General features: G+C 69.3%; 17 protein-coding genes and 1 pseudogene. 11 read left to right on the plus strand and 7 right to left on the minus strand.

Annotation, left to right across the window (positions count from 1 at the left end; all coding sequences use genetic code 11):
- The first annotated feature begins 20 nt into the window (after positions 1-20).
- Positions 21-407, plus strand: a complete 387-nt coding sequence (locus ACIGJO_RS30070; RefSeq protein ID WP_399963497.1) for an ArsR/SmtB family transcription factor — start codon at positions 21-23, stop codon at positions 405-407.
- Positions 408-1091: 684 nt separating this feature from the next.
- Here ACIGJO_RS30070 and ACIGJO_RS30075 read toward each other — a convergent pair.
- The 4 genes from ACIGJO_RS30075 to ACIGJO_RS30090 form a co-directional block, all read right to left on the minus strand.
- Positions 1092-1523: a DUF5958 family protein gene (locus ACIGJO_RS30075; RefSeq protein WP_399963499.1), complete on the minus strand. Its 432-nt coding sequence runs from the start codon at positions 1521-1523 to the stop codon at positions 1092-1094.
- Between the two features lie 459 nt (positions 1524-1982).
- On the minus strand, positions 1983-2666 hold the full coding sequence (locus tag ACIGJO_RS30080; protein WP_399963501.1) for a hypothetical protein: 684 nt from the start codon (positions 2664-2666) through the stop codon (positions 1983-1985).
- Positions 2667-3186: 520 nt separating this feature from the next.
- On the minus strand, positions 3187-3516 hold the full coding sequence (locus ACIGJO_RS30085; protein ID WP_399963503.1) for a hypothetical protein: 330 nt from the start codon (positions 3514-3516) through the stop codon (positions 3187-3189).
- Positions 3517-3894: 378 nt separating this feature from the next.
- Positions 3895-4896, minus strand: a complete 1002-nt coding sequence (locus ACIGJO_RS30090; RefSeq protein WP_399963505.1) for a helix-turn-helix domain-containing protein — start codon at positions 4894-4896, stop codon at positions 3895-3897.
- 770 nt (positions 4897-5666) lie between these two features.
- Here ACIGJO_RS30090 and ACIGJO_RS30095 point away from each other — a divergent pair.
- Together ACIGJO_RS30095 and ACIGJO_RS30100 are read left to right on the plus strand one after the other, a co-directional pair.
- The gene (locus ACIGJO_RS30095) at positions 5667-6020 is read left to right on the plus strand and encodes a hypothetical protein (RefSeq protein ID WP_399963507.1); all 354 of its coding nucleotides are present in this window, start codon (positions 5667-5669) and stop codon (positions 6018-6020) included.
- 711 nt (positions 6021-6731) lie between these two features.
- Positions 6732-7001 carry a transposase gene (locus tag ACIGJO_RS30100; protein ID WP_399963509.1) on the plus strand — a complete coding sequence of 90 codons (270 nt, stop codon included), beginning with the start codon at positions 6732-6734 and terminating at the stop codon, positions 6999-7001.
- Here ACIGJO_RS30100 and ACIGJO_RS30105 read toward each other — a convergent pair.
- A complete protein-coding gene (locus ACIGJO_RS30105; RefSeq protein ID WP_399963511.1) occupies positions 6962-7501 on the minus strand; it encodes a hypothetical protein in 540 nt (179 codons plus the stop codon). The genes ACIGJO_RS30100 and ACIGJO_RS30105 overlap by 40 nt on opposite strands.
- Before the next feature lie 722 nt (positions 7502-8223).
- Here ACIGJO_RS30105 and ACIGJO_RS30110 point away from each other — a divergent pair.
- The 8 genes and pseudogenes from ACIGJO_RS30110 to ACIGJO_RS30145 all read left to right on the plus strand — a co-directional run bounded on the left by ACIGJO_RS30110 (position 8224) and on the right by ACIGJO_RS30145 (position 20881).
- Positions 8224-11232 (plus strand): S8 family serine peptidase, encoded by a 3009-nt coding sequence (locus ACIGJO_RS30110; protein ID WP_399963513.1) that lies wholly within the window; start codon positions 8224-8226, stop codon positions 11230-11232.
- 1670 nt (positions 11233-12902) lie between these two features.
- Positions 12903-13262: a hypothetical protein gene (locus ACIGJO_RS30115; protein WP_399963515.1), complete on the plus strand. Its 360-nt coding sequence runs from the start codon at positions 12903-12905 to the stop codon at positions 13260-13262.
- 49 nt (positions 13263-13311) lie between these two features.
- A complete protein-coding gene (locus ACIGJO_RS30120; RefSeq protein WP_399963517.1) occupies positions 13312-14568 on the plus strand; it encodes a radical SAM protein in 1257 nt (418 codons plus the stop codon).
- Between the two features lie 5 nt (positions 14569-14573).
- Positions 14574-15179: a hypothetical protein gene (locus ACIGJO_RS30125; RefSeq protein ID WP_399963519.1), complete on the plus strand. Its 606-nt coding sequence runs from the start codon at positions 14574-14576 to the stop codon at positions 15177-15179.
- A gap of 129 nt (positions 15180-15308) precedes the next feature.
- On the plus strand, positions 15309-16121 hold the full coding sequence (locus ACIGJO_RS30130) for a phytanoyl-CoA dioxygenase family protein (RefSeq protein ID WP_399963521.1): 813 nt from the start codon (positions 15309-15311) through the stop codon (positions 16119-16121).
- Positions 16122-16373: 252 nt separating this feature from the next.
- Complete coding sequence (locus ACIGJO_RS30135; RefSeq protein ID WP_399963523.1) at positions 16374-17018, plus strand: helix-turn-helix domain-containing protein; 645 nt, start codon at positions 16374-16376, stop codon at positions 17016-17018.
- Complete coding sequence (locus ACIGJO_RS30140; protein ID WP_399963526.1) at positions 16961-17404, plus strand: hypothetical protein; 444 nt, start codon at positions 16961-16963, stop codon at positions 17402-17404. The genes ACIGJO_RS30135 and ACIGJO_RS30140 overlap by 58 nt, the downstream gene beginning before the upstream one ends.
- A gap of 137 nt (positions 17405-17541) precedes the next feature.
- Positions 17542-20881, plus strand: a pseudogene (locus ACIGJO_RS30145) (S8 family peptidase).
- Between the two features lie 277 nt (positions 20882-21158).
- On the opposite strand, the gene ACIGJO_RS30150 reads toward ACIGJO_RS30145, so the two are convergent.
- Both ACIGJO_RS30150 and ACIGJO_RS30155 read right to left on the minus strand, forming a co-directional pair.
- Positions 21159-22229 (minus strand): ABC transporter ATP-binding protein, encoded by a 1071-nt coding sequence (locus ACIGJO_RS30150; RefSeq protein ID WP_399963528.1) that lies wholly within the window; start codon positions 22227-22229, stop codon positions 21159-21161.
- Complete coding sequence (locus ACIGJO_RS30155; RefSeq protein WP_399963531.1) at positions 22226-23302, minus strand: ABC transporter ATP-binding protein; 1077 nt, start codon at positions 23300-23302, stop codon at positions 22226-22228. The genes ACIGJO_RS30150 and ACIGJO_RS30155 overlap by 4 nt, the downstream gene beginning before the upstream one ends.

The following is a 23302-nucleotide window of genomic DNA, read 5'->3' on the forward strand; positions in this document are numbered from 1 at the left end:
GTCATGGGTATGATGTCCGCATGGGCCACGGAACCGACACCGCCAGCAGCGCCACCACCCGCGAGCGCCTCGACGCCGTCGGCACGGCCGACGTCGCCGCCACCCTCCAGGCCCTCGCCACGCCCTCGCGGCTGTACATCCTGGCCCGGCTCCAGGAAGGCGCCTGCTCGGTGAGCGAGCTCGCGGAGGCCGTGGGCATGGAAGCGTCCGCCTGTTCCCACCAGCTGCGCCTGCTGCGCAACCTCGGGCTGGTCACCGGCGAGCGCCACGGCCGCTCGATCGTCTACGCCCTCTACGACAACCACGTCGCCGAACTCCTCGACCAGGCGCTGTACCACGTCGAACACCTGCGCCTCGGTGTCCGGGACGCGCCCGCCACCATGCCCAAGGCTGTCGCCGCTGATTGAGGCGACCGGCTCAGCCGGCCACCGGGGCAGCTTCGCGGTGCGCTCGGGGTGGGGTCGGGGTGGGCTTCGGTGACGTAGCGCATGGCCGCCTTCTCCTTGACCCCGCGGAGCCCGTCAGCCTGAGCGGAACGGTGGTTTCGGCCGGCTCATTGAGAATGCGGTCCTGGCGCAGGCCGCCCAGGTTCAGCCCTTGCGGACCCTCTTGACAGAGCAGGGTCTTCCCGACGGTCGGATGGTCGGGGTCGAGCGCTGCTCTCCGGCTGACGGTCGGCCACGGGCCGGCCGCGGCGGACCGGTGGCGGTGGCTGGCTGGCTGGCTGGCTGGCTGGCTGGCTGGCTGTTGATGAAACTCCGGACCGGGAATCGGTCCAGCAGTTCCGGATTCCCACAACCATCGGTGTGACGTCCGCGAGCGACGGTGGCAGGACGGGGACAGGACAGGGACAACGTCTTCCGCCCCGACCACGACAACGCCCGCTGTCCATGCTGCGGTACCTCTTGCGGGACGTGCGCCCATGACTGCCTGAGCCGGCTGCGCGACACGCAAGGTGGGCCCTGGTACGAGCGTGTCGGCCGCAGCGTCACCATCGTGCCGGTGTTCGAAGACTGTCTCCGGCGGTACGAGTACCGACGCAGGGAGACTCTTCCGCAGGAAGAATGGTCCGCTGCTGAACTTCAGTGCCGCTACGGCTGCTCGACTGCCGTCGGCAGGTGGTGCCATGCGTGTCCGCAGGTGCCCTTGCAGTACATCTCCCTGCGACGGGTATCGGCGACGGCGAACACGGAGACGAGTACACGGAACGCCTTCACGTGCTCGTCGGCCGGGAGGTTGGCGAACCCGCTGCGGGGCGGGTCCATGCAGATCATCACCGAGGGGTTGGCCGTGGCCTTCACCTCGGAGCGGGCCACGCCGGTGCGGCCGTCGGCGACAGTGATGTGCGCCTGCATCGCGTAGCCGCCGGCCTCCCGCAGCGCGTCCTGCCGGCCCGCCGGCGAGAGACCGGAGAACCAGGCTGCCCCGTCGTCCAACGTGCGGAGCCCCTGGGCGATCTCGTTGACGACCTGCTCCGTCTCGCGCCGGACGACGCGGCCGTCCTCGCTGCTCGCTTCGGTCATCTCCTGCTCATTCCACGCTGCCGGTTCGGGGGCGGGGGCCTGGAAGGCGACCGGCTTTGCCGCGTCGCCCGGACCATGTCCGCCGACAACAACTCTGCGCCGTACTGACATTCGCCCTGCGGCCAGCATCCTCCTGAGCACACAGGCGACTCCGCATTATCGGCGCCGGGGGTCACACCGGTGTACGGAGCAGGGCCCGGCGATCGGCCGGAGGATCGGCCCGCCCGCCAGGAAGAGCAGCCCTTCCTGGCGGAGCAGTAGCTCGCGCGCAGCCCCACTCACGGACCATTCCTCGCGGTCAGCCGTGCCAGGGATGCCTCCGTTTCATCGAGCTGCCCCGCCGCCGGGTCGTCGAACGCAGCCCCGTGTGGATGACGCACGCACGCCGCCGCGCGAGGACCACGAACAACTCGTCCAGCACTCCAAAGTGTTGATCTTGCGCAAACCGCCTGACCGATGTCAGTGGTTCATTCCGAGAGCGCTGGCTCCAACACCGTCGCGAAAGAGAGGGAGCCCCCTCCGCACCGTCGGCTCAACCTTGCGGCTATCCACACCTCGCTCCTCGTCGATCAATTCCGGCAGGAGCAGGTCGCTGAGCGTGCCTTTCCCGTCGACTTCCATGCCTTGGTCGGTAATGTCGACCGGATGGGAGAACAATCCAGGCATCCCCGCCAGGGTTGCCTGGGGCCGGGTGGCAGCGCGTAGACGGAAGTCGTCCAGGAGGACAATGGTCCTTGCCTGCGTTTCTCCGAGAACGGCGAGGTAGCCGCCATCGTCACCGAGGCGGCCCAGCACGGTGCCCTCCACCGCCAGGTTTCCCCGCACGACAACGGTCGGGTTTCCGCGCAGAATCAGGTTGCGGACTCGCAGGTCGCCGGTGACGAGCAGGAAGCTTCCGTACCCCTCGTCGCTCCACTCCAAGTTGCCGTCGGCCACGAGATCGCCATCAACGATCACGTTGGTGTAGCAGAAGTCGTCCTCGTCGGTCTCGGCCGTGAAGTCACCGTTCAGCCGCAAGCCACCCAGGTACTGGCGGATCTCCTGTTCGTCGCCGTAATCCTGATATGGATAGTCGACGTGGTCGGAGACGCTGAACCGCGCCTCAGCTTCTGCGGGCTCAAGGATGTCGTAGTGACCGGCCACCGATCCACCTTCTTCTCCCCTGACGGGTCCACTGCTCGATGCGGAGTCGGCACTGCTCATCCGGACGCCCGGCACATCAGGAGGACTACGTGAGCTTCACGCAGGGCAGGGCCCAGGCGCTTGACTGAGAGAGCCTCCCACACGCCCTCCGCAAAAAACACGCTCTGAGCCCCTCCTGGACTGAGGCGAACCGAGGCGCTCAGCGCGCCCTCGCCAGTACGGTCCGGGAACGGCAGTCCGCATCGCGGCTGCAGATCACCCCCAGCCGATCCCCACACACTCCGCAGCGACCCACGCCTCCCTGCCGTTGGCCTTCACTGTCATCCAGCCGTTCCCGCCACCACAGGAGGAGCAGCTCCGACCGCTCGTCACCGTGTCCTTGTCGACGCCACAGGGCAGCTTTCCGCCCTTCGCCATGGATGGATGCTTCTCGGCCGAACCCCGAACCGGGCGGTCGGCCCGGTCGTCGGTGCGGCGGGGGGCAGCGATGACCAGCACATCACCTGGCTCGGGCCGGAGTTCATCCCGGGTCCATCATGGAGGGCCGCCCGTCCCAGGCCAGTACCGCGGCGTGCGCCGCATTGGTCCCGGCCCGGGGCGGCGGCGGGCTGATGGTCCATTCCCTGGCCAGGTCGAGGAACTCATCGCCCAGATCGGCGAACAACGGAGGAGTCACTTCCCGCCGCATGGCGCGCCACAGGGTCCAGGCCGCGTGACTGGAGGCGTGCATCGCCGCAGTGGCCATCGGGTCCAGTTCGCGCCCACCGCGCCGCCGCAGGGCATCCAGCCGCGCCACGACCCCCAACAGCTCCGTGTACGTCTGCTCATACCCCTGCCTCTGGTCATCCACCACATGCTCCCAGCCGTCGAACAGCCGCCACGCGGCCCGGTCAACGCCATCTTCGCCCCGGGCGACCCCACGGGATCCGAACGACACCAACCCCCAACCGCCGGATAAACATCACGACCGGGGGAACCGGGTCTCGAATCCCCCAACACCCTGGAGGGATTGGGGGATTCGGTACAGCACGACCGGCCGGATGAAGATGAGACGCTGACGCGTTCGAGGCGTCAACCATGTGCCCCTCACGGGCCAGGGTGCCGCCGCGTGTTCACCCTCGGGCCGCCTTTCACGCAAGGGTCCGACAGAGCAGCGGCGCGGGTCACACCCAGACGTAGAGGTCGTACATGCCTCCGGCGTTCCGGACGCACTTGGCCTCGGGACTTGTCATTCCGCGCAGGAGTGTTGACGATTCGCGCACGTCCGGGGAGGCAGGTTTCCGTAGTCCTGCGGCGGTATCCCGTGGGTGGCCCGGAACAGGCGGCTGAAGTGAGTGGGATCGGTGAAGCCCCAGCAGGCTGCGATGGTCTGGATCGGGCGGGTGTTCAGGCAGGGGTTGCCCAGATCCAGGCGGCAGCGCTCCAGACGGCGGTGGCGTATCCAGGCGGCCGGCGATGTGTCGTCCTCGGCGAGCAGCTGCTGGAGATGGCGCAGGGAGATGTGGTGGGCGTCCGCGATCGTCCGGGGAGTCGTATCCGGGTCGGCGAGGTGCTGCTCGACGAACGCGTTGATCTGGGCTTTCAGGGCACTGCGGCGGGTCTCCGGCGTCAGCGTCTTCTCCACCTCCAGGCAGCCGGCGAACGCGGACGCCAGAAGGCCCACGGCGACCGAGGCCAGGGTGGGGATGTCGTCCGGGGTGAACTCCGTTGAGCGTGTGGTGAGGTCGGTCAGCCGGCCGGCGAACACCCCGGCCATGCCACGGCGCCCGCTGATCGGGACCGCGATCAGGCGCTGAACCAGCTTCTCCGGCAGCGGCAGCAGTTCTCGGGGGAGCCGCACGGTCACATGCGACCAAGCACTCGGGGCGGCCTGGACTTCGCCGCGGCAGGGACGGCTGCTGCCCAACAGCAGGAGGTCGCCGGGCTGCAGCGGCGTGTCTCCACCCGCCGGGGAGACAGTCCCCCTCCCATCGAGAAAGTAGTTGATCTGGTAGACCTCTGGGTCGAACTGCCGTATCAGCTTTGCGGTCCGCGCGATCTCCAGATGCGGGTAGGTCGGCGCACACACCTGCGCCTCCCCCAAGTCCAGGCCGCGCGTCCTGGCACGGAAGTCGTTACTGTCGTTGCTCCGCAGCCGGTTGCGCATGTGTGATCGCGCTGTGACTTCTTCCCACAGCGCGAACTGCTCCGCCGCCGCCACAACCTCCGTGCTGAACTCCGTCACCAGCATCCTTGTCCCCCGTAGCCGGTTCCCCCCGCGACTTCGAACGTGGCACGGGAGAGCCGCACGGTCCAGCAGCGCTTCAGCCACATGCGCCGCCGCACACCTCATCGAAGGCAGCAAAGCCGGGCAAGGCCACAGGGACCGGTGGGTCGCCAGGGAAGACCCGGTCCTCCGTGCACAACCAGGAGCAGGTCCCGGCCATGCGCCGACTGCGTCTGACGGCGACTTCGTAGATCTGCGTGGATCGGCCGCCGCGTCGCCGGTCGCGGGCGACGGAAGACGAGAGACAGGGGGCGGGAGGCAGGATGCGGGAGACGGGAGGCGGGAGGCGGGAGGCGGGAGGCGGGAGGCGGGAGAGCCTGTGGCGCTCGATCCACTACCGCGGAAGATGGTCTGTTCCATGGCGGACCAGAGGATTCACGGGACGCACTGTCGTCGATGACTTCGTCGGACGCCATCACCCGAGAGCTGCTGACGTGATATCAGATCGTGGTGGTCGAGCTGCCCGACGAACGCCTCACTTTGGAGCGCTCCTGTACGGGAGCGGAACGAGCCCGAGCCCGGAACTCCCGCACAGACCGAGGGCGAACCGAACTCCGTCGCCGTCCGGAGGTCCAGTCGCACCACCCCAGGACTCGCAGCCGGGGACCGGACGTTGGGGAAGCACGTCCGCAGCCGTTCTCGCCAGTTGCGATCAGCCACACAGGCAAACACGCTGGAAGGTGAGGAGCGAGGAGCGCACCATTCCTCATTCAACCCTGACAACAGGGGGCGACATGCAAGAGGAAGCAGAAGAAATTCCGGTCACCAGAATCTCATTGGACGAGGTCAAGACCTTCGCGATCGGCCCGAACTCCTTCGGCGGGCGAATCTACCTGGGTGGCGGACATGGCGTGCAGGACCTGGAACTCTTCACTGGCGCCGGTCAGAGAATCCGCACAACGTCACTGGTTTTCGCCTCCATCGGAGAATACCCGCCCACCACTCCGGGGGCGCCAAAATTCATGGTCGCCGCGAAAATGAGCGTCCTCAACCTCATACCGTATGACGGCGGCGTCTTCACACGAGTCTTCATCGACTGGCCGGAATCCCTGACGGCCGCTGTCGATTTCCTGATCGTCAACGACTGACTTCGGCGACGGTTGGCTGGCTGGCCGGCTTGCCAAGGACGCTGTCGGCGGTGCGGGATGACGAGTCCGGTACGACTGGGGCTGCCCCATGCCCGGGTGCGGGTGTCCTCGTCGGGAGAGGCCAGGTCGCAAAGCTGGGTCGGGACGCCGGTCGCCGGACCGTAGCAGTGGGTGAGTTCTGCCCAGGGCACCTGGTCGAGGCCGGCGAAGGGCCGCGTGGCCGGTCGCGGAGAAGGTCCGGTTGTCATTGGCCGCCCGAGGATCCGGTAGATGCGCCGGGCTCGCCGCCGGTACGGGAACCTTGACCACGCCGCGATGTCGTTGGGGCCACTGAACAAGGATTCACTGGTGAGGACTTGGCCGGCCGCCCGGTAGGAACTATCCGTGCGGCCGAGAGCGAGCCGTACACCGGCCCGGGTGCATCGAGGGGACGAAGGTGTCACCCCCAGGCTGCCGGGGCTGCGGGCGGGGGGTGGCCACTGCTCCTCGTGGCAGCTGAACTCGGCGGTCGGTTCCGGGAGGGCGGCGTCGTACGCCGCCCATGTGTGCGTCTGAGAGCCTGTCGGGCGGCTGATCATGCGTGAGACGTGACGGTCGTGATCTGCCTCCCGGGCATGGCGACTGCGCGGGAATGAGCACGTGGTTGTGTGCCGGCACGACAACTCCGAGGCCGTCAGCGGCCCATGCTGTCCGTCCAGCCCGGCCGATGAGATGCGGGAGCTCATCCAGCCGCTACGTCCCGTACGTGACCTGCGAAAAGGCGGCGGGATGCGCAAGTACGGAGAACGGTGGCTGCTCGGCTCGGTGTTCCACGTGCTGCGGTCGGGATGCCGGTGGCGGTTGCTTCCGCGCGATCCGATGCCCTGGGACGCGGCCCACCGCTGGTTCACCAAGTGGCGCGGGACCGGGACGGCACTCGGGAGCGCATTCATGGGGGAACTTCACACCCACCCCCGCTCCCGGGCCTTCACCCCGGCCTGAAACCGCGTTCCCGCATCCAGCCTCCCCATCAACGCCGCCACCCGACGCGTCGCCGTACGCACACTCACTCCCGGCTGCCGGGCGATCGCCTTGTCCTTGCACCCGGCGTGCAGCAACCGCAGCAGCAGCAACTCCTTCTGGCTGGGCCCCTCCACCGGATCCGGACATTCGGTGAGCAGCGGCTCGGCCTGCTCCCAGTAGGCCTCGAACAGCTCCATCAGCCCGTCCAGCAAACCTGACGGATGCACCAGCACGATGGAGTCCTGGCTTCCCCCCGCCAACGGCACCACCGCAATTCGCCGGTCCACGATCCGGGCCTTGAACGGAAGATGCGGCAGCAACCGTGACCGTTCCCCGAGCGCCGCCAGATTCAGAAGCGTCTCCAGCCGCCCGGGCGGCTCCATCGACTCCAGGCAGTACATGCCCCGGATGTCCACCCCACGCTCCGCCCACTCCCGCGTCGTCGCCGTCTCCCGCTCGTGGAAATGCGGCTGTCCCACCGGCTCCAGATACGGCGTTTTTGTCCAGCGTCCACAGGTGCGTGGTGACGGACCGGTTCAACTCCTCGATCTTGCGGGTCATCACCTCCCGACCCGTCAGTACCTCCACCAAGGCGCCGGGATCCGAACGCAGTTGCCCGGCCCGGTGCAGGCGATGCAGATCGGCGAACTCCGTCTCCACCCCCCGTGAACACCGTCTCCGCCTCGGAGCGGCGCCGATTCAGCAGCACGGACAACGCGGACCGCGGACTCACCGCCTCCCCGTGGCCCCTCCCCACCCGCCGCACCAGCCCCAGACCGGCAAGACGCCTCAACGCCTGTCCTGTCCGCGCCACCCCGGCCCCCGCGTTCTCCGCGAGATCACGCACCGCACTCTGCGGTCGTGACAACACCGCCCGGTACACGTCCTCGTCGAACGCGCTCACGCCCGCTGCTTCCAGCACACTCAGCCTTCCCTGCCACACGTCTGGGACGTCCCCGGACAGGTACGAGCAGTCGCGTCCGGCCGACCGTCCCCTCACAGGTGGCGCGTTTGGCCATCAGACCAAAGACGCCAACAAATTATCTGGACATCAAGTGATCGCACAGCGTTCACTTCTCCCGAATCGCCTATCAACCCCCACGTGAAAGGCGGTTCATCCACCCCAGCCGTCGGCCCACGCACCCGCCGGGCGAGCACTCCTGCTCGCCACCGGCATGTCCGGACACCTGTGAGGAAACCCGTGACACCTCAGCCACGAAGAGCGTCCCGCACCCGACGCGGCGCCATCGGTGCCCTGCTCACCACTGCCCTCGCCGCCCTCAGCCTTCCCCTTGCCACCCCCGCCACCGCCACCGGCCGGACCACCCCGCTCGCTGCCGGCACCTACCTGATCACCCTTGCCGACCAACCCCTCGTCACCTACGACGGCGGCATCGACAGCCTGCCCGCCACCAAGCCCACCGAGGGCAGGAAACTCGACGTCACCACCACCAACGCCAAGCGCTACCGCACCCACTTGGTCGACGAACAGAAACACATGGCCAAGAAGGTCGGCGCCACCGTCCGCCAGCACTACGCCGTCACCACCAACACCTTCAGCGCCCAGCTCAACGGCCGCCAGCTCGTCCAGCTGGCCGCCACGGAGGGCGTCACCGGCATCGCCCCCGACCGATTCCACCACGCCACCGACGACAAGAACTCCACCGACTTCCTCGGCCTCTCAGGCCGGAAGGGTCTGTGGGCAGCCCTTGGCGGTACCGCCAAGGCCGGCAAGGGCATCGTCATCGGCGTCATCGACACCGGGGTCTGGCCCGAGAGCGCCTCTTTCCGGGCTCCCGCACTCACGGCCGAGAAGCCCACCGGCAAACCCGGCAGGAAGCCCGCCAAGGGCGACCCCTACCGGCCCTACCTCGACGGCACCACCACCGTCATGCACAAGGCCGACGGCACCACCTTCACCGGCACCTGCCAGACCGGCGAGAGCTTCACCGCCGCCGCCTGCAACCAGAAGGTCATCAGTGCCCGCTATTTCGGGGACGCCTGGCTCCAACGCGTCCCCGAGTCCAACCGCGCCGGCTACCTCTCCCCCCGCGACAGCGAAGGCCACGGCACCCACACCGCGTCGACCGCAGCCGGTAACGCCGGTGTCCACGCCACCGCCGACGGCAAGGACTTCGGTACCATCTCCGGCGTCGCCCCCGCCGCCGGCGTCGCCGTCTACAAAGCCCTCTGGCAGAGCAAGGACGGCACCCAGGACGGCGGCCTGACCAGCGATCTCGTGGCCGCCATCGACCAGGCGGTCGCCGACGGCGTGGACGTCATCAACTACTCTCTCGGCGGCGAAACCGAAAGCACGTACGACGACCCGTCCCAGACCGCGCTCCGTAACGCCGCCACCGCCGGTGTCTTCGTCGCCACCGCCGGGGGCAACGCCGGCCCCGAGGCCTCCAGCCTCGACAACACCGCCCCGTGGACGACCACCGTCGCCGCCGGAACCATCGCCTCCCACACCGGCACCGTGACCCTCGGCAACGGAAAGAGCTACACCGGCATCAGCACCAGCGTGCACAACACCGTCGGCTCCGCACCCCTCGTCCGCGCCGCCGCCGTCAAGACCGCCGACGCCGACACCGCCGACGCCAACCTCTGCTTCACGGGCACCCTCGACCCCGCACGGACCACCGGGAAGACCGTCGTCTGCGACCGAGGAACCAACGCCCGCATCGACAAATCCGCCGAGGTCGAGCGAGCCGGCGGCATCGGTATGGTCCTGGTCAACACCGCCGACGCGAGCACCGACGGCGACCTGCACTCCATACCCACCGTCCACCTGAACGCCGCCGACGCCACCGCCGTACGCGACTACGCCGCCACGGACAACGCCACCGCCACCCTCACCAGGGGCGGCGACAGCGCCGCCTACCCGCAGGTCGCCGGCTTCTCCTCCCGCGGCCCTTCCCTCACCGGTAACGGCGACCTTCTCAAGCCCGACATCACCGCGCCCGGCGCCACCATCCTCGCCGCCGTATCGCCGCCCGGTAACGAGGGCCGCGACTTCGACTTCTACTCCGGCACCTCCATGGCCGCCCCGCACATCGCCGGCCTCGCCGCCCTCTACTTCTCCGAGCACCCCGCGTGGTCCCCCATGAGCGTCAAGTCGGCCATGATGACCACCGCCACCCCCACCAAGACCGCCGACGGCAAGAACAGCGACGACGTCTTCGCCCAGGGCGCCGGTGAGGTCGACGCCCGGGCCATGCTCCGGCCCGGACTCGTCTACGACTCCACCGAGCGGGACTGGCTCGCCTACCTGGAGGGCGTCGGCATCGACACCCGGACCGGAACCAGGGCGATCGACCCCAGCGACCTCAACTACCCCTCCATCGCGATCGGTGAACTCTTCGGCACCCAGACCGTCACCCGCACCGTCACCGCCACCTCGGCCGGCACCTACCGCGCCAAGGTCGGCCTTCCCGGTATCAAGGCCACCGTCTCCCCGTCCGTCCTGCACTTCAGCCACCCCGGGCAGAAGCGCACCTTCACCGTCAAGCTCGACGTGACCACCGCTCCCTCGGGAGTCCTCAACACCGGTTCCCTCACCTGGACCTCCGGCCGGAGCACCGTCCGCAGTCCGATCGTCGTCACCCCACAGAGCGTCCACGCCCCTGCCGAGATCAAGGGCACCGGCACCAACGGCGAGGTCACCTACTCCGTCACCCCGGCCGCCACAACTCTCACGGCCACCGCCCACGGTCCGGTCTCCTCGCCCCCCACCAAGGGCAGCCTGACCGGAACCGCCGAGGTCTACTACGAGGCGACGATCCCGGCCGGCACCAGGGCTTCCCAGATCTCGGTCCACTTCGACCTGGCCGCAGGCAACATCGCCGGCGTCGTCTGGGGACCCCTGGTCGACGGTGCCCCGCAGGAACTCCAGATCGCCGACACCGACAGCAACGGAACATCCACCATCACCCTGCGCCGGCCGAAGGCCGGGAAGCTCTTCCTGGCTGTGGTAACCGTCGACGAGACCAGCGGCGACAGCGTCACCCCGTACACCTACCAGGTGAACAACATCACCGAGGACAGCCCGGCCAGGGGCACGGTCACCGTCACGCCCGGCCGTTCCCGTGTTACTCCTGGTACCCCGATCGACCTCACGGCCACCTGGTCCGGCATCCCGGTGGACGCCCGGTCCACCGCCTGGATCGAGTACTCCAACGGCGCGGGCACCTTCCTGACCCTCAACTGACCCCGGTGCACCGATGCGGTGGCGGCGCCGCCACCGCACAGCCATGCCCACACACCATCACCACCTCCCGGATTCGGGAGGCCGTCCACCGACTCGTCGCCGCAGGCCAGTGGCAGGTGGGTGATCCGGGCATCATGATCGTGGTCGATGCCTGCCAGGCCCCCCTGCTCTGCCCACCGGCCGACGGATGGCGGTGAGTTCGCCGAAGCCGACCGGTTCGCACAGGTTCAGCGGTGACCGGCACGTGTCGGGTCCGGTGGCGCATTCGGTGGCGCATTCGGAAGTGAGTGAGGCCGCCGGTCCTTCAAAGGTGTGCCCGCCGCAGCCCGGCCGGAGTTGAATCCGGCGCTCCGGCCACAGGGGCGACGAGTCGTCCCAACTGTGCCCGTTCGAGGCGGAGCCGGCATCGAGCCGCGCCGGCGGAGTGAAGGCGACGGCCGCCTATGTGACGACGATTACCGTCTAGTTCCCGTGGAGTCCTGTCCGGCACCCAACGGCGTGCGATGTTCCCGCCGGGTGCCGGACGGCACTCCGCGACGATGAAGCTCCTGGTGGGCGTGTTGCCGTCCGGGACCACCCGCAACCACCAGGAGCTTTTCCGCGCTCGGCCGCCCTGCGGCCCTGTCCGGTCGGCATCGGGCCCATGCAGAGGATCCACCCCGGCCCCCCGGACGTCACCACCCGCCTCGCATGCAAGCGGACGCCGCGTTTGGGACCTCGGCGACCTGGCCCTGGAGAATCGAACCGGCCCCAGCCTTCCTTCGCCTCGCGGCACCGCCCCGTCCCGTCGGCTGGCCGACGCGCCCTCACCGCCCACGGCCCCATCGCCCGGGAAGCAGGCCCCCGCACCGGCAGCCATCGGGCCGAAGAACGCCGGGACCCGTGGCGCCGCCGCTCCCCCCGGGGCCGCCAACGTATCGAACCCGTATCGCCGCCCGTTCCGGATGCCGGTGGGGGCGCGGACGAGTACAGGCCGAAGCGATGGCACCGAACGTTCCGGACAGTTCCTCGGGCGCCATGTGGTCATGCGGCCATGCGGGCGCCGGGACGCCGATCACGATGCCGGTGGTGGTGATGGTGATGGTGCGCCGTTTTGCTCATTGATCAGAAACTCACGAGTTCTCCTTCTTCTGACCAAGAGGTCGGCAGCACATTTGCGCCAAATATGCCCCTGCAAAAGTCCGCCAATCCGATCGACGTGGGGCGGAAGTGGCGCGGGGGAATACGCAGACTGCCCATGAGGCGTGGGAGACGATTCCGCTCTGCCCGCAGTCGGGCACGGTTCACCTTGGGTTTCCCAAGGTGAAGGTGGGGTGAAGGTGGGGTGTAGGCAATTCGGGAGCGGTCGATCGTGCCCTCTCGCGAACATTCGTCGTGGCCCATCAGGCCATGATGAGCCGGTAACGGGAGGGTGTGATTCCTGTTGACCGCCCGGAGGCGTGACGCTTCAATACCGGCAGCGTCAGGCGCACGGGGCAACCTCGTGTTCCCCCGGGAATTCCCCGTCCAACCGGCCGGGGGTATACCGGCGTCGGCGCTCCGGTTGTTCGGCCATGAGGTACGTGTACCACCGTGACGCAGAGTCGTGCTCGCACCCTGGCCTCGTAGCGCCGTGTGCCGACCCCGACTCCTCGCGTCCAACGGGCGCGTTCCCGGAAAATGGAGGAGTTATGAGAGCAGGCGATTCCAAGCGCTATCTCGCCTATCTGGCGACCATCGCCGCCGGGTTGAGTGTGCCCGTGTTCGCGGGAGGAGTGGCCCAGGCCGCCGACGAACCCGCGCAGACGGTCACCGTCTCCGACTCGGCGCGCACCGCCCTCGCCGCCCAGGCGGCGGAGGCGGACCAGGAGGCACAGTCCGCCGATGGCCTGTTCGGGCAGTTCAACGAGATCTACAACAGGGTCTACAACGAAGTGGTCAATCCGTACCTGCAGCGGGTCCAGCCGTATCTCCAGGGGTTCACGCCAACGCCGTCCGAGCGGACGTCCGCCGTCGCGCCGTTGAGCCGCATCCTCGACGACCTGGCCTGACGTCACCCGCCGGCGCTCCCGCGCCTGTTCACCACCGGCTCCGAACCGGATGCGGACCGTACGTCCCGGCCGCATCCGGTGCTCCGCAGTCCTGAGATCCCGAGATCCCGAAGCGCGAGGAGGCCCACCAGTGGCACGGGAAACGTCCAGGCAGGTTCAGTTCGTCATCAAAATATCCAAGTTCTGCAATTTGCGGTGCACCTATTGCTATGAGTTCGCCGAGCTCGGACAGCGCGAGCGGATGAGCCGTGAACAACTGCGCTCCATGTACACGCATATGCGTGACTACTACGTGAAGAAGGACCAGGAGGACGGGGTGCGCACGCACCTCCACATCGTCTGGCACGGTGGCGAACCGCTGATGATCGATCCGGAATACTACTGGCGCAGTCTGGACGACCAGCGTGAGATCTTCGGCACTTCGCTGAAGGTGAGCAATTTCGTCCAGACCAATCTCACCGTCCTCGACGACGAACGGATCCGGCTTCTCCGCGACGGTTTCGACCATGTCGGTGTTTCCGTGGACCTCTTCAGTGGGCTACGGGTCAATATCGCCGGCAGGAACCAGCAGAGGAACGTCGTCGCCAACATGGAACGGCTGCGTTCCGAGGGCGTTCCCTTCGGCTGTATCACCGTGCTGACCAGGAAGAACCTGGGGCGTGTGAAGGACACCTTCTCCTTCTACGAAAAGGCGGGAATCGGTTTCAGGGTCCTCCCGCTCTTCGACGGCGCCTATGAGGACCAGCACGTGGCGTACGACATCACCGTCCCGGAGATCGTCTCCGCCCTCAACGAGATGGCCGACCTCTGGCTGGAGAGCGACACCCCCGTGCAGGTCTCCCCCTTGGACAGCCACTTCCAGATCGTGCTGCGCCACCTCAACCCCGACGCGCCCCGTGTCTATTTCAACCAGCGCGAATGGCTCTCGGTGATGGTCGTGAACACCCCCGGGGACATCTACGCCTACGGTGACCCCTACGAGGACCCCGAGGCCTCACTGGGCAACATCTTCACCACCCCGCTCGACGAGCTGCTCTCGGGGCCGCGTTTCGACGCCTCGGCCACCGCCTCCGAGGTCCGGATGGCCGCGAACTGCCTGAACTGCAAGTATTTCGGAGCCTGTTCGGGCGCCCCCATCGCGAGCAATCGGGACAACGTGCACACGGTCGTCGAGGGAATCGCCGTCTGTGACGTCGAGCGGACCGTACTGGAGCACATCGAGAACCGGTTGAGGAGCAGCGATGTGCTGGACCACGACGGGCGGATCAGGGCTGCCGCGGCGCCCGCCGTCGATCCCGTCTCCTGACCCCGGTGGACGCCGGCACGGGGGACGCGCTCCGTCGGCCCCACGCGGGCTTCGAGGTGACGGTCACCGCCGCGGACGGCCCCCGCTCGCCCGTGCCCGACCCCCCGTTCCGCGATGCCGCACCGCTGCTCGGGGTGACTCTGGAGGCCATGCCGGGCGGTGACGGGCAGGTGCGCCTGCCGTTCCTGTACGTCGATCTGGACGGCCTGCCGGGGGCCGCGGCCGTCGTCCGGGGCGACCGCGGGCCGGTAACAGCCCTGAACACGACACTGACGCTCTTCGTTCACAGCTCCGGCAACGGCTACGTCGGTCTCACCGCCACGGAGAAGGACGTGTCGCCCGCCGTAGGCCCGGGCCCCGGCTCCGTACCGCGCGTCCTTCGGGTGGCCGTCGATCCGGTCCGGCACGCGGCGGGACTCGCGGCGGCTGTCCGCGGCGGACGGCTCGTGATGGCGCATCGCTGGACGTCCGCGGTGGGCGACCGCCACCGGTCGCTGCTGCCGGTCGACGTGGACCGCGGGATGCTCGAACGCATCGTGCGGGCGGCACTCACCCATCCGCGCCGCGTCCGCGTCGGTCTCGGGGGCGGGCCGGGGCGGCGCGGAACCTGACCCGGTCGATCGCGGTGACGCGGTGGGGGCCGCTGCTGAGCCACCGCCCGGCCGGGGACCGCTGCACCCGACAAAGGCGGTGCGGAGAATGTCGGGTGACCGGGACGGGTGCCGCCGCACGATGGGGGCATGGATGACACGACCTTGGTTTCCCGCTTCCTCCGCGACGGCTTCGTGAAGCTGGAGGGCGCCGTCGCGCCGCGCGTGGCAGCGGACTGCGCGCGGCTGCTGTGGCGGGAGACGGGCTGCGATCCGGAGGATCCAGCGACATGGACCCAGCCCGTGCACTGGGTGGCCGGAATGGCGCAGGGGCCGTTCGCCGCCGCGCCCAACTCCCCCTCCCTGCACTGCGCGTACGACCTTCTCGTCGGCGCGGGACGCTGGGAGCCGCGCTACTCGCTGGGTACGTTCCCGTTGCGCTTCCCGCACGAGGAGGAGCCGGACGACGCGGGCTGGCACATCGAGGGGAGCTATCTGCCCCAGGACGAGACCTGGTACTTCACGAATCTGCGCTCCCGGGGCCGGGCGCTGCTGATGCTGTTCCTGTTCAGCGAGGTCGGTGAGGAGGACGCCCCGACCCGGATCCGGGTCGGCTCACATCTCGACGTGCCGAAGGTGCTGGAGAAGTACGGGGAGGACGGGGCGAGCGGGCTGACCCTCGCGCCCGATCTGGTGGCGGCGTCCGACCACCGGCCGCTCGCCCTCGCCACCGGGTCCCCGGGCGACGTCTTCCTGTGTCATCCGTTCCTGGTGCACGCGGCGCAACCGCACCATGGGGTGCGGCCGCGCTTCATGGCCCAGCCGCCGCTGATGCCGGCCGCACCGTACGAACTGGAGCGGTCCGACGGCGCGTACTCACCCGTGGAGACCGCGATCCGCCGGGGCCTGGGACAGGACGCCCCCGGGCCGGACGGGGGCAGCACCGACCGCAGCGCCGGGTAGACATACGTCATCCATACCTGGAACGGGGCCGGAGGGCCGGTGCCCGGCGGCGGCAGCCGCGGCTGCCGCCGCTTCAACGTCCCTCACCGCCCGACGCACCATCAGCCGCACGTCGGGGCTGATGGTGCGTCCTCGCCCGGTGAGCGGGGCCCGCACCTCGCCGAACGGCCACGCCTCCGGTGGGAGGGCTGGGAGACGGCGCCTCGTACACCGGGCGGCCGGGATAGGGTCTCCCCCCGAGGGGGGAGCAAGATGTTGCAGGCATTGGGACTGGGCCGGGCCGAAGAGGCCGTCTACACCGCTCTGCTGCCCCGGTCCTCCGCCTCCGCGCAGGACCTTGTCCGGCAGACCGGACTGGAGCAGGCCGAGATCGCCCGCGTGCTGCGTGACCTGGCGGCACGCGGTCTGGTCGCGGTGGTGTCCGATGCGGTCGGCGAGACGCCCGGTTCGGCCGACCGGGTCTCCGACGACGGACCCGCCACCAGGTACCGGCTCACTCCACCGTCCGTGGCTCTCGCCCCGCTCCTGGTCGACCAGCGCAACGCGCTGCAGCGGGCCGAGACCGCCTTCTCGATGCTCACCGAGCAGTACCGGAGTGCCGCCGCGCACCCTGCGGGCAGTGTCGTGGAGGTGGTCGTCGGCGTGGAACAGGTCGCCCACCGGTTCCACCAGCTGCAGCTCGGCGCGCAGCGGGAACTGCTCGTGTTCCTTGTGGGCGCGCCGACCGCGTGCCTCGCGAGGACACCGACCTGGCGGAGAGTTCCGCACTCGACCGCGGGGTCGAATTCCGGGTCGTGGCCACCAGGGACTACCTCGACGGGGATGAGGTGGCGCGGGACATGCGCGCGGCCATCACCGCGGGACTGGAACTCCGTCTCGTCGAGAACCTGCCGCTGAAGATGGTCGTGTCGGACCGGGAGCGCGCCATGGTGCCACTCGATGTGACCGGTCCCTGTGGCGAGCCGAGTGCCATCGTGGTGCACCGCAGTGGTCTGCTCACCGCTCTGGTGCACCTGTTCGAGAAGGAATGGGACCACGCCCGGCCGCTGCACCCCACTCCCACGGGTGTACGGGTGCAGGCGGCAACGGAGCAGCAACCCACCGAGGGCGAACTTGAGCTCCTGGCACTGCTGTTGGCGGGGTTTTCCGACCGGCGAGCGGCTTCGCAGCTCGGCGTTTCCCTGCGGACCGTGGAGCGGCGGACGCGCCGCCTGATGGATCTTGCGGGCGCGGAATCGCGCCTGCAGCTCGGCTGGCACGCCGCCCGTGCCGGCTGGCTGTGATCTGCGCTCCGCCGTGACCACCTGACGGAAACCCGACATGCGGGAAACCCGCCACGCACGGGCACCCCTATGCCATCCGTACCTCTGCCAGGCTGCAGCCGCACCACGGCATCCGATGGCGTCAAGCAGGGAGATTCATGCGCCCCATCACACGTATAGCCATGGCCGCGGCCTCCGCCGCGGCCATGGCTTTCACTGCGGTCACACCGTCCGGAGCAGCGGATACGCCGCATGACGCAGGCTCGGGGAAGAAGCCCCTCGTCGGCAGGCGACAAGGTCCTCGTGACCACGGACAGGTCGGGCCGCAGCTCGGCGGCTGTGCTGCCCCACGAGGACGGCACACGGCCGATGTTCCAGACCTTTCAGTCGGGCAAGGACCTCTACGTCTATCCCGATGGTGTCCCCGCGGCCATCAGCGCGGGCAAGGTCGACGAGCAGCTGTTCAACGTCACCGGGCTCATCCGCCAGGGATACGACGACGGGCACACCGACACGCTCCCGCTGATCGCCGTCTACCGCGACAGCGTCGACGTCGCCAGGAGCGCCCCGAAGGCACCTCGCGGCTCCGAACGCGGCCTGCCGCTTCCCGCCGTGGGCGGCGTAGCGCTCACGGCGGACAAGGACGCCTCCGCCACGTTCTGGCAGGACGTCACCGACCCTCGCTCGCGTACCGGCTCCACGCTGAAGAAGCTGTGGCTGGACGGCAAGGTCGAGGCCACACTGGACCGGTCGACCCGGCAGGTGCACGCACCCGAGGCATGGGCGGCCGGCTACGACGGCAAGAACACCACAGTGGCCGTGCTGGACACCGGCGTGGACGCCGAGCATCCGGACCTCGTGGACCGGGTCACCGGCTCCGAGAACTTCACGGACTCCACCACCACCGGCGACCGGGTGGGCCACGGCACCCACACCGCCTCCACGGTCGGCGGGTCCGGGGTCGCCGGTGCGGGCCGCAAGAAGGGCGTGGCTCCTGGTACCTCCCTGCTCATCGGGAAGGTCCTCAACGACGCGGGGTACGGTCAGGACTCCTGGGTCATCGCAGGTATGCAGTGGGCTGTCGGCCAGAAGGCCGACGTCGTCTCCATGAGCCTGGGCAGCCCGTCGGCCGGGGACTGCACCGACCCGGTGGCACAGGCCGCGAAGCAGCTCGCGCAGAATTCGCGCACCCTGTTCGTCGTCGCCGCGGGCAATGCCGGCTCCGGCACGGAAACCGTTTCCTCGCCCGGGTGCGTACCCGATGTACTGACCGTCGGTGCCGTGGACCGGGACGACAGCACCGCCTGGTTCTCCAGCCGCGGCCCCGTGGCCGTCACGCACACGCTCAAGCCCGAGATCGCTGCCCCGGGTGTCGACATCTCGGCCGCCAACGCGGGCGGGCGCGGCGTCTACGCGTACCAGTCGATGTCCGGCACGTCGATGGCGACACCGCATGTCGCAGGCGCGGCGGCGATCCTTCGCCAGGCCCACCCGGAATGGACCGCACAGCAGATGAAGGCCGGCCTGGTCTCATCCGCCCGCACGGGCGGCAACGTCGCCGGCGCCGACCAGACCGGTGGCGGCGTTCTCGACGTGTTCGCCGCGGTGAACCAGAAGGTGCTCGCCGCACCCGCCGTCCAGGCCGGCAGCTACAACTGGCCTCAGGACGCCTCGGACCGCACCACCGTGAAGGTGCCCTTCACCAACACCGGCCCCAAGGACCTCACCCTTGACCTGAAGGTCAGCGGCGTTCACGGCAACGACGGCAGCACCGTCCGCTCCGGCATCATCAAGACCGGGCAGCGCAAGGTGACGGTCCCCGCGGGAGCCACCGCCCAGGTGCCGGTGCGGATCGACCCCACCGCCCGTCTCAAGGACTCCCAGTACGGTGCGGTCACCGGCCGGATCCTGGCCACCGGCGGTGACGTGCACGTCACCGTGCCGGTCACCCTCTACGTCCAGCCGGAGACGGTCACGCTCCGGGTCAGCGTGCTGGACCGCAACGGCAAGCCCGCGGCCGGGCCCTCCTCCGTGGACCTCATGAGCCTGGACATCGACAAGGGAGAGCGCCGCAGCAACGGCGGAGCGGCCGACCAGACCTACAGCGTCCGCCCCGGCAACTACTCCCTCAGCGGCTTCGTAGCGACACATGGCCTCGACGGCGCGCCCGAATCGATCAGCTACCTCGCGAAGCCGCAGCTCCGGATCACCCGGGACACGACTGTTGTCCTGGACGCCCGCCGTGCCCATCGGCTGAGCGTGCGCACCGACCGGCCCGCGCAGGTGAACAGCACCACGTTCAGCTACACCCGCACCTGGGATGACACCTGGCAGATCTCCGGCTCGCTCACAGCCGACGGAACCGTCCAGAACTACTACGCGGACGTCGACGGACGTGCCGGGAACGGCACCTTCGAGTTCCGGCCCACCTGGCGTGCGACAGGCTCGCAGGACGGAGCGCCCTACGCCTACAACCTGACGTTCCCGACCCCGGGACCGCTGCACAGCGACCAGGTCTACCGGCCCAAGGACTCCCGGCTGGCCAGGGTCACCGAAACGTGGAACGCGATGGGCAAGGAAGGGGACTACCTCGACGCCCTGTTCGTCCGCCCCGCCGGGGGCAGCGGCGGCTATGTGCCGGTGAGCTCCTTCGGCCCGGTGCATGTGCCCGCCATCCGCACCGCTTACTACACGACCGGCGACGACATCTGGTACCACGGCGCGATGACCAGCTTCCCGTTCGCGGCGTTCATGGGCGACCAGGAGCGCACCTACCGGACCGGACAGCGGAGTGCCGAGGAGTGGTATCGCGGCCCTCTGCGGCCGGCGGCCGCGCGTGACCTCGATGGCAAGCCGGTGCTGGCCGCCGAGCGGCAGGGCAGCATGATCGGAATTCAGACCGCGCTCTGGCTCGACGGATCCGGCGACCACTGGTACCCCGGCGGGTCGTTCGGCGACCTCGGCAAGCTCGCGCTGAAGCGCAACGGTGAGCGGATCGCGACCAGCGCCTATCCCTACGGCGCGTTCCCGGTTCCGGACGAGGACTCCGCCTACGAACTCACCCAGATTCTGGAGAAGATCCCGAGCTCGGACCGGAACTGGCTGCGCTCCACCGCGGTCACCACCACCTGGAACTTCCGCTCCCACAGGGAGCCGGATGTCTTCTCGCGCGGCCTGCCGATCCTCTTCCCGGCATACGACCTGTCGGTGGACGGCCTGAATACCCTGCCCGCGCAGAGCGGCACCAGGATCGGTCTGTCGGTCGAGGGACACGCCGGATACGCCCCGGGCGCGATCACCGCGGCCGCGCTGTCCTATTCCTACGACGGCGGCACCACGTGGACCGAGGCGCCGACCGAGCGGCACGACGGCCGCTGGACGGCTGTCGTCGACCACGCCGGTGCCTCCGGCAAGCAGGTCACCCTGAAGGCGTCCTTCACCGACGCCAACGGCAACGCGGTCACCCAGACCGTCACCCGCGCCTACGACGTGCGGTAGCCACCTGGTCCGGGCCGTGGCCTGCGGCTGAAAGGGTGGAACAGCTCGGCAAGAGGGACCCTGGGCATCGCCCGGGGTCCCTCTGTCGGCACCGTCTCCGCCCGCGTACCCTCCCTGTGTTCTCCACGCCGAGGCGCTCAGCTGCCGACTCCCCTCCGTGGCAGAGGACCGGCCACATGCGCCGCCGCACCGGCACCGGAGTGAGGCACCATCACGGCGGCGGAGGTGGTGGCCGGCCCGGGGACTGTCCCGGATGTTCCGGGAAGGCCCGAGCCCGTCAGGCTGTCTCGGGAAAGTGGCAGGCGGCCTTGCGGGCGCCGGGCCCAACTATGTCGAGCAGTGGCCGCTCGGTACGGCAGACGTCCCGCGCCTTCGGGCAGCGCGGATGGAAGCTGCAGCCACTGGGGGGCGCGGCGGGGCTCGGCGGGTCGCCGAGCAGAAGAATCCGTTCCCGGTGCCGCTCCGCCGCCGGGTCCGGCAAGGGGACGGCCGAGAGCAGCGCCCGGGTGTAGGGGTGGGCGGGCGCACCGTACACCTCGCGCTTGTCGCCGATCTCGACGATGCGGCCCAGGTACATCACCGCCACGCGGTCGCACACCCGTTTCACGACGGACAGGTCGTGGGCGATGAAGAGGAAGGAGAGGCCCAGTTCGTGGCGCAGGCGCTCCATCAGGTTGACGACCTGGGCCTGGACGGATACGTCGAGCGCGGAGACCGGTTCGTCGGCGACGATCAGGCGGGGGCCGGTCGCGAGGGCGCGGGCGATACCGATGCGCTGGGCCTGGCCGCCGGAGAACTGGTGCGGATGCCTGTCGAGGTGCTGGGCACCCAGGCCCACCAGTTCCAGCAGTTCGGCGGCCTTGTCCCGGGCGGCGCCGGCTGTGCTTCCCTGCACCAGCAGCGGTTCGGCGATGATCCGGGCGACGGTCTGCCGGGGGTTCAGTGAGGCATAGGGGTCCTGGAAGATGATCTGGAGGTGGCGGCGGGTGGGCCGCAGCCGGCGCGGGGAAAGATGGGTGATGTCCTGGCCGTCGAACTCGACGGTGCCGGCGGTGGGTTCCAGCAGCCGGACCAGCATCCGGCCGGTGGTGGACTTGCCGCAGCCGGACTCTCCGACCAGGCCGAGGGTTTCCCCCGCGGCGAGCTCGAAATCGACGCCGTCCACCGCGCGGACCGGTGCGGCGGGGCGTCCCAGCACCCGGCGGCCGGGAAAGGTCTTCACCAGGTCACGTACGGACAGGAGCGGCGCCGTCCCACCTGCTGCGGCTACCGGGTCCACGACCGGCGCGGTTCCCGCCTCCCGTGAACGTGCCGACGGGTGGGCGGACTTCGGGAGCGTGGGTTTCATCGGGCCTCCTCGGCCGGTACGGGGGCCCCGCCGGGCGAACCGGAACTCGACGGGCCCGGTACGGCCGTCAGGGGCAGATGGCAGGCGACCAGCCGGCCGCCGTCGCCGGGAATCACCCTCGGCAGGGGCCTTTCCTCCGCGCAGCGGGTCCGCTCCGGCTCGGTGGCACCGGCCGCCTGTGGGCAGCGGGGCGCGAAGGGGCAGCCGGGTATCGGATCCGAGGGCGACGGCGGGCTGCCGGGAATGGCGCGCAGCGGCACGTCGTCGGGATCGTCCAGACGGGGCAGGGAGTCGAGGAGCCCTCGGGTATAGGGGTGCGCCGGGCCGCGGAACAGTTCGTCGGCCGTCGCCTGTTCGGCGCCGCGCCCCCCGTACATGACGAGGACGTCATGGGCCACACGCGCCACCACGCCCAGGTCGTGGGTGATCATCAGAACACCCAGTCCCCGTTCCTGCTGGAGACGGGCGATGAGTTCGAGGATCTGCGCCTGGACGGTGACATCGAGCGCGGTGGTCGGTTCGTCGGCGATGAGCAGTTCGGGTTCGCAGGAGAGTGCCATGGCGATCACGGCGCGCTGGCGCATCCCGCCGGAGAACTGGTGCGGGTACTCTCCCGCCCGGCGGGCCGGTTCGGGGATGCCGACCTCGCCGAGCATGTCCACGGCTCGTTTGCGGGCGGCGCGTCGGCCGCTGCCGAAGTGGTGGCGGTGGGCCTCCGCGATCTGCTCGCCGACCGTGTACGCGGGGTGCAGCGCGGACAGCGGGTCCTGGAAGACCATGGCCATCCGGCGGCCGCGGAGCCGGCCGAACCGGCGGTCGGTCAGGTCGAGGAGTTCCTGTCCGGCGAAGGTGATCGACCCGCTCACCCTGGCTCTGCGGTGCAGGCCCATCACGGCCAGGGAGGTGACCGACTTGCCGGAGCCGGACTCGCCGACCAGGCCCAGGGTGCGGCCGGCCTCCACCGTGAAGGAGACTCCGTCGACCGCCTGGACCGCTCCGGTGGGAGTGTCGAAGGCGATCCGCAGATCGCGGACGCGCAGCAGGGGTGGGGCCGGTTCAGTGGTGGTCCGCAC

The sequence above is a fragment of the Streptomyces sp. NPDC079020 genome (assembly GCF_044542225.1).
Taxonomy (GTDB): Bacteria; Actinomycetota; Actinomycetes; order Streptomycetales; family Streptomycetaceae; genus Streptomyces.